Here is a 9938-nt window from a genome sequence, read left to right on the forward strand (position 1 = left end):
TCGTAGTCGCGTGCGCACGCAGCGTAGTCGAGGTGTGATCCTCGATACCAACCGGCCGCCGGGTGCATCCCCTGGGCGAGGTAATAGTTCACACTGGTGTCCCGTGAGCTGTTCCTCTCCTTTGCCTACGCGTGTTGTGCTGTTGACCGGACCTTCAGGTTCCGGCAAGTCCTCGCTGGCGGCCCGTTCCGGGCTGCCCGTGCTGCGGCTGGACGACTTCTACAAGGAAGGCGACGACCCGACCCTCCCGCTGGTCGGGGGAAGCTCCGACATCGACTGGGACTCGCCGTTGTCGTGGGACGCGGACACCGCCGTCGCTGCGATCGCGGACCTCTGCGCCACGGGCCGTACGGAGGTCCCGGTGTACGACATCGCGACCAGCTCCCGCACGGGGGTGGAGGCCCTGGACATATCCCGGACCCCGCTCTTCATCGCAGAGGGCATCTTCGCGGCCGACATCGCCGCGCGCTGCCAGGAACTCGGCCTGCTGGCCGACGCGATCTGCCTGCGCGGCCGCCCGTCGACGACGTTCCGCCGGCGGCTGGCGCGTGACCTGCGCGAGGGCCGCAAGTCGGTCCTGTTCCTGCTGCGCAGGGGCTACCGGCTGATGCGCGCGGAACGGGGCATCGTGGCCCGCCACACCGCCCTCGGCGCCCATGCCTGCGGCCGCGACGAGGCCCTGGGCCGCCTGGCCGCCGCCGCAGCCGGCCGCCACCGCACCACCGCCCCTGCGTAAACCGGCCTGCGACACGAGGGCGGCCTCGGCGACCCATCCGGCTCCGCCGGGCCGCACCATCCGGCTCCGCCGGGGACAATTTCAGCCTCGCCGGCGTTTGAGGCGCGGGTCCGGGCAGAGCCCGGTGCCCGGCGGAGCCGGGTTCCCTGGGGCTCCGCCCCAGACCCCGCGCCTCAAACGCCGGCGAGGCTGGATGTGCCGGACCGTTGGCCTGATGGCGCGGCGAGGCTGGATCTGGCCCGGCCCTGATGGCGCGGCGAGGCTGGAGTCACTTGGCCAGCTGGCCCGGCGGGGCGGAGCTGGCCCGGCGGGGCTGGAGGTGTGGCCCGTTCAGCCCGTGCATACGAGAAGGCGGGATCATGCGGACCCCCGGCCGCCTGATCCCGCCCTCTCCCCCCGTGGCCCCCCGCGGCCCCCGTCCCACCCCCGCAGGACGGGCCCCCTGGCCCCATGGTCTTTGTGGTGGTGCGCGCTACGCGACGAGCTCCCCGAAGGACTCCGCCTCGTCGCGGCCGAAGCTCAGCGCCTCGTCCTCCCGCAGCCGCCGAAGCGACCGCCAGATGCTCGACTTCACCGTGCCGACGCTGATGCCCAGGATCTCGGCGATCTCCGGGTCGGTCCGGCCTTCGTAGTACCGCAGCACCAGCATCGTCCGCTGCGGTTCCGGAATGCGGGCCAGCGCCTGCCACAGCACCGCGCGCAGCTCCGTACCCCGCATCGCGTCCGTGTCCGAGGCGGTCTCCGGGAGCTCCTCCGTCGGGTACTCGTTCAGCTTCCGCCGGCGCCACGCGCTGATGTGCAGGTTCGTCATCGTGCGGCGCAGGTACCCGCCGACGGCGGCCTTGTCGCTGATCCGGTCCCAGGCGCGGTACGTCGAGAACAGCGCGCTCTGCAGCAGGTCCTCGGCCTCGTGCCGGTCGCCGGTGAGGTGGAAGGCCGTCGCGTAGAGGGCGGCCCGCCGCTCCTGGACGTACGCCGTGAACTCGGCTTCCGACGAGGAGGAGGGTGAGGGCGTGGGCGAGGGTGAAACAGCCGTCGCCGGCCGGTACGTGTTCGCGTCGATGGCCACTACGTGCGCCGGCCGCTGGCGGGTGACCGCCACCGTACGGACACCTGCCCGGCGGTTCACATCGTGCAGCCGCGTGACAACCGCGCTGGTGGTGGTGCTGTGCAGCGTGTTCATCTCGCGCCCCCCGTCGTGGAGTCTGCTTGGGTCCGCTGGTTCGTCTGGTTCGTTCCTGCGTTGATAGAAGACTGCCCCCGCGACATAACCGGGGTGTCCGCCGACTGTCACAGGCCTGTCACAGCGGCCCTGCCCGATGATCAATCGCACACGGGTCGAAGTCCCGACGGACCATGGGACAGAATGAGCCCGTGCCTTTCCTGTTGCTGATCGAGGACGACGACGCCATCCGCACGGCCCTCGAACTCTCCCTGTCACGCCAGGGCCACCGAGTGGCCACCGCGGCGACGGGCGAGGACGGCCTGAAACTGCTGCGCGAGCAGCGGCCGGACCTGATCGTGCTGGACGTGATGCTGCCCGGGATCGACGGCTTCGAGGTGTGCCGGCGGATCCGCCGCACCGACCAGCTGCCGATCATCCTGCTCACCGCGCGCAGTGACGACATCGATGTGGTGGTCGGCCTGGAGTCGGGCGCCGACGACTACGTGGTCAAGCCCGTCCAGGGCCGGGTGCTCGACGCCCGGATCCGGGCCGTGCTGCGCCGCGGCGAGCGCGAGGCGAGCGACTCCGCGACGTTCGGTTCCCTCGTCATCGACCGGGCCGCGATGACCGTCACGAAGAACGGGGAGGACCTCCAGCTGACCCCGACCGAGCTGCGGCTGCTGCTCGAACTCAGCCGCCGCCCCGGCCAGGCGCTCTCCCGGCAGCAGCTGCTGCGGCTGGTCTGGGAGCACGACTACCTCGGCGATTCCCGGCTCGTCGACGCGTGCGTGCAGCGGCTGCGCGCCAAGGTCGAGGAGATTCCGTCCTCGCCGACCCTGATCCGTACCGTGCGTGGTGTCGGCTACCGGCTGGACTCCCCGCAGTGATCAAAGCTCTGTTCGCGGGCCGCCGGTGGACCAGCCTGCGGCTGCGGCTCCTGGTGGTGTTCGCGCTGGTCGCGCTGACGGCCGCGGTCTCCGCGTCCGGGATCGCGTACTGGCTCAACCGGGAAGCCGTACTCACCCGCGTCCAGGAGGCCGCCCTCGGCGACTTCCGGCAGGAGATGCAGAACCGGGCCGCGGCGCTGCCCGCCGACCCGACCCCGGGGGAGATGCAGCGGACCGCCGAGCTGATGGCGGGCAGCAGCCCCGGCTACAGCGTGCTGCTGGTGCACGAACGCAAGGACGGCCGCAAGGTGTTCGGGGCGGCCGGTCCCGACTCGTTCGGGCTGAACGACGTACCCAAGTCCCTTCAGCACGCGGTGAACGACCGGCAGAAGACGACGGCCGCCAACGACGCCGAGTACCACATGTACTGGCAGCGGACGAAGCCGCAGGGCAATCCGTACCTGGTCGGCGGGACGCGGATCGTGGGCGGCGGGCCGACCGGCTACATGTACAAGTCCCTCGCGCAGGAACGGGACGACCTCAACGCGCTCGGCTGGTCGCTGACCATCGCGACGGGGCTGGCGCTGCTCGTGTCCGCGCTGCTGGCGCAGGCCGCGGCGCGGACCGTGCTCAAGCCCGTGGCCAGGCTGGGAGACGCGGCGCGGCGTCTGGGCGAAGGCGAGCTGGACCACCGGCTCGACGTGTCCGGGACCGACGAACTCGCCGACCTGTCGCACACCTTCAACAAGACGGCGGAGGCACTGGAGAAGAAGGTCGCCGACATGAGCGCGCGGGAGGAGTCCAGTCGGCGCTTCGTCGCGGACATGTCGCACGAACTGCGCACTCCGCTGACGGCGTTGACGGCGGTCGCCGAGGTGCTGGAGGAGGAGGTCGACGACCTCGATCCGATGATCGCACCGGCGGTGGCGCTGGTGGTGAGCGAGACCCGGCGGCTGAACGACCTGGTGGAGAACCTGATGGAGGTCACCCGCTTCGACGCGGGTACGGCGCGGCTGGTGCTGGACGATGTGGACGTGGCCGACCAGGTGACGGCCTGCATCGACGCGCGGGCCTGGCTCGACGCGGTCGAACTGGACGCGGAGCGGGGCATCGTGGCCCGGCTCGACCCGCGGCGGCTCGACGTCATCCTGGCCAACCTGATCGGCAACGCGCTCAAGCACGGCGGCTCGCCGGTGCGGGTGTCGGTGACCGTCGAGGGGGAGTGGCTGATCATCGCGGTCAAGGACAACGGTCCGGGTATTCCGGAGGACGTCCTGCCGCACGTCTTCGACCGGTTCTACAAGGCGAGCGCGTCCCGGCCCAAGTCGGACGGGAGCGGGCTGGGCCTGTCGATCGCGGTGGAGAACGCGCACATCCACGGCGGCGACATCACGGCCGCCAACGCGGCGGAGGGCGGGGCGCTGTTCACGCTGCGGCTGCCGGTGGATGTGGGGAAGGTGATCGCGGGTGACGCGGACGCGTAAGGCCGAGGCCGTCAAGGCCGCCAAGGCCGCCCTGTCCGGTGTCGTCCTGGCGATGCTGGCGTGCGGGACGTTCGGGTGCGGGATCCGGGCGACGACGGTCCCGGTGGACGTGGGCGCGGCGCCCTCGCGGGTGTCGTGCGACACGCCCGCGCCGGAGCAGCCGGGCGGGCAGAGCGGCGTGCAGGGGTTCCGGGCCACGGTGGAACTGGTCTGCGGATCGCAGCTGGTGGGCGTGGAACGGGTGGTGCCGATTCCGGAGAAGCGGATCGCACGGGACCCCGTGGTGCTGGCGACGCAGGCGCTGCTGGAGGCGCTGGAGCGGACGCCGTCCGAGGCGGAGCGGGACGCCGGGTTCACGACCGGGGTACCGGGCGGGCTGACGGCCGCCCCGCCGAGGCCGGGGGACCCGGCGGGGACGCTGCGGTTGAGCCGGCGGCCGGAGGATCTGCCACCGGTGGCGCTGTCGCAGATCGTGTGCACGCTGGCGGGCAGCGAGGCGGTGTCGGCGGGGCCGGGGCCGGTGGTTCTGGGCGGGCCGGACGCGGATCCGCCGCGGGCCTGGGAGTGCAGTGACGCTGTCCGCTCGCGGCCGGAGTCGGTGCCGACGCTGGGCGAACTGGTCCGCCCGACGCCGAGCCCGAGCCGCGCCTGACGCGGTGGCGGACAGCGTGGGTGTGGTCGAGCGGCTCTGGCGGTACCCGGTGAAGTCAACCGGCGGCGAGCGGCTGCGCAGCGTCGAGGTCGACGGGCGGGGCCTGGTGGGCGACCGGCTGTACGCGGTGCGGGACGCGGACGGCAAATTCGGCTCGGGCAAGAACACCCGCCGCTTCCGGCGGATGGACGGCCTGCTGCACCTGGGCTCCCGCTACCCGGACGGCGGGCGGGAGCCGGGCCTGCCAGAACTGACCGACCCGCACGGGCGCCCGGTCGCCGACCCCACCGCCTACCTGCGCGCCTACCTCGGCCGCGATGACGTCGAGCTGGCCCGCGAGGGCGAGGTCTCGCACTTCGACCAGCTTCCGCTCAGCGTCCTGACCACCGCGACCCTCGACTGGATCCGCCGCGAGGTGCCCGGCGTACCGGTCGACGAACGCCGCTTCCGGCCGAACATCCTCGTGCGCACCCCGCCCGGCACCCCGCCGTTCGTGGAGGACACGTGGATCGGCCGCCGGGCCCGCCTGGGAGACACCCTGCGCGTGGAGTTCGTACGCTCCAGCGAACGCTGTGCGATGACCAACCAGGCGCAGCGGGACCTCCCGCACTCGCCGCTGATCCTGAGGGCCATCGCCACGGCCCACGACAACCGCCTCGACGCCCTCGCCACGGTCCTGACCCCGGGAACCGCCCGGACCGGGGAAACGGTCCTGCTGGAGCGGGCCTAAGACCGACCGGCAATAGGCGTCCGAGAGGTGGGGCGGCATCACAACGGGCACGGGTCCACGTGATCATGGAGTTCTCTACGCTCAGTGATCACGAAGGACGGCCGTGCCCGCGCGTGGTGCTCGCGCTGGTCCACGGCTCGGGCTACGAGCGCACTGACGCGCAGTGAGGGGGGAAGCGGATCAACGCGGGCTGGTCGGTGTTCTAGCCTGTGGCGTTCCGTCACCCCTTGTTATCGCTCGGGTACGTTGAGCTGTCGGCGGTTGAGCCCGGGGAGTGAGCGAAGATGGCGACGGTGCTGGTGACGGGCGCGGCGGGGAACGTCGGCTCGAAGGTCGTCGGGGAGCTCCAGGGCCGTGGGATTCCCGTCCGGGCCTTCGTGCGGGACCCGGGCCGCGCGGCCGCCGTCCTCGGCGGTGACGCCGAGTTGGTGCAGGGCGACTTCGCCGAGCCCGCGTCGGTCCGCCAGGCCCTCGACGGTGTCGAGCGGCTGTTCCTGATCTGCGCGAACCACCCCCAGCAGGTCGAGTACGGGACGCGGGCGATCGACGCGGCAGCAAGCGCCGGGGTCCGGCAGGTGGTCATGCTGTCCACGATCGGCGCCGAGGCCGGGTCCCCGACGATGTTCTTCGACCAGCACGGCCGGATCGAGGAGCACCTGCGCGGCTCGGGAGTCCCGGCGGTGGTTCTGCGCTCCAGCCACATGATGTCGAACATCCTCGGTTCTGCCGCGACCATCCGGCAGGCCGACCGTTTCTTCCTGCCCGCCGGTGACGCGCGGATCGCGATGATCGATCCACGGGATGTCGCCGCAGCGGCGGCCTCGGTGCTGAGCACGGCGGTGCAGGGCGGGCGGACCTATGTCCTCACCGGCCCGGAGGTGATCACCTACGGGGAGGTCGCACGGCAGCTGTCGAGCGCGCTGGGCCGCCCGATCGAGTACGTGGCGGTGCCGGACGAGGCGGCTGCCGCCGGGATGGCTCAGGCGGGTGTGCCGCCGTGGCTGGCGGAGCAGGTGGTGGCCGCCTTCGGGGCACTGCGTGACGGCGTCAACTCGTCCACCACGGGCGCGGTACGGGAGCTGACCGACCGTGAGCCGCGCGGCATCGAGGACTTCGCACGCTGGGCGGCTCCGCTGCTGTCCGGTTCGGCCTAAGAGCCTCCGGCAACTGGATCACTTGAGGCGGCGTGTGGTGGGGCGCCCGTCCCAGCGGTAGTGGGTGGCGGCTCGGCGGATCAGCATGCGGAACGTGACGAGTGCGGCGGCCAGGTGGAGGTAGAACTCCACGACGGTGCTGTTCTTCTCGGTGCAGCGCCTCAGCTTGCCGTAGCCGTTCATCCACGAGTGTTTTCGTTCTACGACCCATCGCTTGCCGGCCTGGATCGGGGCGGGTACGCCCTTGCGGGCGATCTCGCCCGTGAAGCCCAACTCCCGAAGAAGCCCCCCGGGCCGAGGCTCGGGGGGCTTTCGGGCGGAACGGGGTGGCCCGGTCCCGGCGGACGGGCCGGGACCGGGCCGGTCCAGGGGGCCGAAGCCCCGGCCCCGTGCCCGACGGACGGAGTCCGGCGCAGCGGCACGAAGCCGGTGAGGCCCCTGGGGCCGAGCCGCGCGAGCGGCGCGGGAAGGATCGGTCGGGCGGAGTCCGGCGCAGCCGCGCGAGCGGCGTGGGGAGGACTCAGATGCCTGCGGCTGCTGCCAGGTCCTTTTTGATGGCGTTCAGGATTTCCTGGCCGCGGGTGCGGGCCGGGGCGAGGTCGGAGGCCTCGGGGACCGGGACCACGACCTCCAGGTAGCACTTCAGCTTCGGCTCCGTGCCCGACGGGCGGACGATCACCCGGGCCTTGTACGCGCCGTCGAGGTAATAGCGCAGGCCGTCCGTGGGCGGGAGGGACTCCGTGCCCTTGGTGAGGTCCTCCGCGGAGACGACCTGGAGGCCCGCCAGCGAGACGGGGGGCTCCGCGCGCAGCGCGGCCATCGCCGAGGCGATGACCGACAGGTCCGAGACGCGGACCGACAGCTGGTCGGTGGCGTGCAGGCCGTGCTCCATCGCCAGGTCGTCCAGCAGGTCGGTCAGGGTGCGGCCCTGCTCCTTGAGCTCCGACGCCAGTTCGGCCACCAGCAGGGCGGCGGTGATGCCGTCCTTGTCGCGGACGCCCTCGGGGTCCACGCAGTAGCCGAGCGCCTCCTCGTAGCCGTAGCGCAGTCCCTCGACGCGGGAGATCCACTTGAAACCGGTGAGGGTTTCCTCGTAGCCCACGCCTGCGGCCTCTGCGATGCGGCCCAGGAGGGAGGACGAGACGATGGACTCCGCGAAGACGCCGCTCGCGCCCTTGTGGACCAGGTGGGCGGCCAGCAGCGCGCCGACCTCGTCGCCGCGCAGCATCCGCCAGCCGCCGTTGGCCGGGACGGCCACGGCGCAGCGGTCCGCGTCCGGGTCGTTCGCGATCACGATGTCCGGCTGCACCTCGGCGGCCTTCGCGAAGGACAGGTCCATCGCGCCCGGCTCCTCCGGGTTGGGGAAGGCCACCGTGGGGAACGCCGGGTCCGGCTCCGCCTGCTCGGCGACGAGCACCGGCGTCGGGAAGCCGTGCCGGGCGAAGGCCGCCATGACGACGTCCTTGCCGACGCCGTGCATGGCCGTGTAGACGCTCCGGATGCCCCGGGGCGACCCGGGGGTCAGGACGGCGTCCGTACGGGCCAGGTAGGCCTCCAGGACCTCGTCGCCGAGGTCTTCCCAGCCGGAGGAAGGGCGGGGGACCGAGGCGAGGGTGTCCACGCGCTCGATCTCCGCTGCGATCTCCGCGTCCGCCGGGGAGACGATCTGTGAGCCGTCGCCGAGGTACACCTTGTAGCCGTTGTCCCGGGGAGGGTTGTGGCTCGCGGTCACCTCGACGCCGGCGACGGCGCCCAGGTGCCGTATGGCGTACGCGAGGACGGGTGTCGGCAGCGGGCGGGGCAGGACCGCGGCGCGCAGACCGGCGCCGGTCATGACGGCCGCGGTGTCGCGGGCGAAGTCCGCCGACTTGTAGCGCGCGTCATAGCCGACGACGACCAGGCCGTCGGTGTGGCCCTGGGCCTTCAGGTAGGCCGCGAGGCCCGCCGCGGCCCGGATGACCACCGAGCGGTTCATCCGCATCGGGCCGGCGCCGATCTCACCGCGCAGTCCGGCGGTGCCGAACTGGAGGGTGCCGGAGAAACGGTCCGCGAGCTCCGCGGTGTCGCCCGCCTCGATGAGCTTGGCGAGTTCGTCCGCCGTCTCGGGGTCGGGGTCCTCCGCCAGCCAGGCCTGGGCCCGGATGATCAGGTCGTCCTGCACTTCCTGCACTACTTCCGCCTTACCTCTCGTAGGTCGCTCAGATGCGGGCGAGGACCTGGGTCAGCAGCTTGCCCATGCGCGAGGCCGAGTCGCGGCCAGCCTGGAGCACCTCTTCGTGGTTCAGCGGCTCGCCGGACAGGCCGGCCGCCAGGTTGGTGACCAGCGAGATGCCGAGCACCTCGGCGCCGGCCTCACGGGCGGCGATGGCCTCCAGCACGGTGGACATGCCGACCAGGTCGGCGCCCATGACGCGGATCATGTTGATCTCGGCCGGGGTCTCGTAGTGCGGGCCGGGGAACTGGACGTAGACGCCCTCTTCGAGGGTCGGGTCGATCTCCTTGCACATCGCGCGGAGCTTCGGCGAGTACAGGTCGGTGAGGTCGACGAAGTTCGCGCCGACGATCGGCGAGGTGGCCGTCAGGTTGAGGTGGTCGCTGATCAGCACCGGCTGGCCGGGCTTCATGCCCTCGCGGAGACCGCCGCAGCCGTTGGTGAGGACGACGGTCTTGCAGCCTGCGGCGACGGCGGTGCGCACGCCGTGGGCGACGGCGGCGACGCCGCGGCCCTCGTAGAAGTGGGTCCGGCCGAGGAAGAGCAGCGCGCGCTTGTCGCCGATCTTGTACGAGCGGATCTTGCCGCCGTGGCCCTCGACGGCGGGCGGCGGGAAGCCGGGCAGCTCGGTGACCGGGAACTCGAACTCGGGGGCGCCGAGCGCCTCGGCGGCGGGGGCCCAGCCGGAGCCCATGACGAGGGCGACATCGTGGGTTTCCGCGCCGGTCAGCTCGCGCAGGCGGGCGGCTGCGGCGTCGGCGGCGGCGAAGGGGTCGGTAACAGATGCGTTCACGCTGACGAGCGTAGCCGGTGTTGGCCTACGCGCGTAGATGGCGCAGCTCACGGTGTTCGGATCGTTGCCTTGTCGGATCCGCCGAATGGTCTCCGACGGGGGGTGGGGGGGCGGGGTTGCTGCAC

Annotated in this window: 9 protein-coding genes and 1 pseudogene; 6 read left to right on the plus strand and 4 right to left on the minus strand. The window is 72.1% G+C overall.

From position 1 onward, the window contains the following. Window positions 1-37: 37 nt before the first annotated feature. Window positions 38-736 carry a uridine kinase gene (locus J7I97_RS12790; RefSeq protein WP_214934007.1) on the plus strand — a complete coding sequence of 233 codons (699 nt, stop codon included), beginning with the start codon at window positions 38-40 and terminating at the stop codon, window positions 734-736. Between the two features lie 472 nt (window positions 737-1208). Here J7I97_RS12790 and J7I97_RS12795 read toward each other — a convergent pair whose 3' ends face one another. Further along, a complete protein-coding gene (locus J7I97_RS12795; protein WP_214933988.1) occupies window positions 1209-1919 on the minus strand; it encodes a SigE family RNA polymerase sigma factor in 711 nt (236 codons plus the stop codon). A 191-nt stretch (window positions 1920-2110) separates the two neighbouring features. Between J7I97_RS12795 and afsQ1 the strand changes: the two genes are divergently transcribed. The 5 genes from afsQ1 (at window position 2111) to J7I97_RS12820 (ending at window position 6808) form a co-directional block, all read left to right on the plus strand. Further along, window positions 2111-2788 (plus strand): response regulator transcription factor, encoded by a 678-nt coding sequence (gene afsQ1, locus J7I97_RS12800; protein WP_214933990.1) that lies wholly within the window; start codon window positions 2111-2113, stop codon window positions 2786-2788. Then, entirely contained in the window at window positions 2785-4272 is a 1488-nt protein-coding gene (locus J7I97_RS12805) for a cell wall metabolism sensor histidine kinase WalK (protein ID WP_214933992.1), read from the plus strand. The genes afsQ1 and J7I97_RS12805 overlap by 4 nt, the downstream gene beginning before the upstream one ends. Further along, entirely contained in the window at window positions 4256-4924 is a 669-nt protein-coding gene (locus J7I97_RS12810; RefSeq protein WP_374195466.1) for a hypothetical protein, read from the plus strand. The genes J7I97_RS12805 and J7I97_RS12810 overlap by 17 nt, the downstream gene beginning before the upstream one ends. A 4-nt stretch (window positions 4925-4928) precedes the next feature. Then, complete coding sequence (locus tag J7I97_RS12815) at window positions 4929-5654, plus strand: MOSC domain-containing protein (RefSeq protein WP_214933994.1); 726 nt, start codon at window positions 4929-4931, stop codon at window positions 5652-5654. 284 nt (window positions 5655-5938) lie between these two features. Continuing rightward, window positions 5939-6808, plus strand: a complete 870-nt coding sequence (locus J7I97_RS12820; RefSeq protein ID WP_214933996.1) for an SDR family oxidoreductase — start codon at window positions 5939-5941, stop codon at window positions 6806-6808. Window positions 6809-6826: 18 nt separating this feature from the next. Here J7I97_RS12820 and J7I97_RS12825 read toward each other — a convergent pair. The 3 genes and pseudogenes from J7I97_RS12825 to J7I97_RS12835 all read right to left on the minus strand — a co-directional run. Further along, window positions 6827-7090 (minus strand): annotated as a pseudogene (locus J7I97_RS12825) (IS5/IS1182 family transposase); the annotation flags it as partial. A gap of 238 nt (window positions 7091-7328) precedes the next feature. Then, window positions 7329-8969, minus strand: a complete 1641-nt coding sequence (locus tag J7I97_RS12830; RefSeq protein ID WP_214934011.1) for a phospho-sugar mutase — start codon at window positions 8967-8969, stop codon at window positions 7329-7331. A 37-nt stretch (window positions 8970-9006) separates the two neighbouring features. Then, window positions 9007-9813, minus strand: coding sequence for a purine-nucleoside phosphorylase (locus J7I97_RS12835; protein WP_214933998.1), 807 nt, complete (start codon window positions 9811-9813; stop codon window positions 9007-9009). Between the last annotated feature and the right edge of the window lie 125 nt (window positions 9814-9938).

Source organism: Streptomyces sp. ISL-87, assembly GCF_018614095.1.
Classification (GTDB): domain Bacteria; phylum Actinomycetota; class Actinomycetes; order Streptomycetales; family Streptomycetaceae; genus Streptomyces.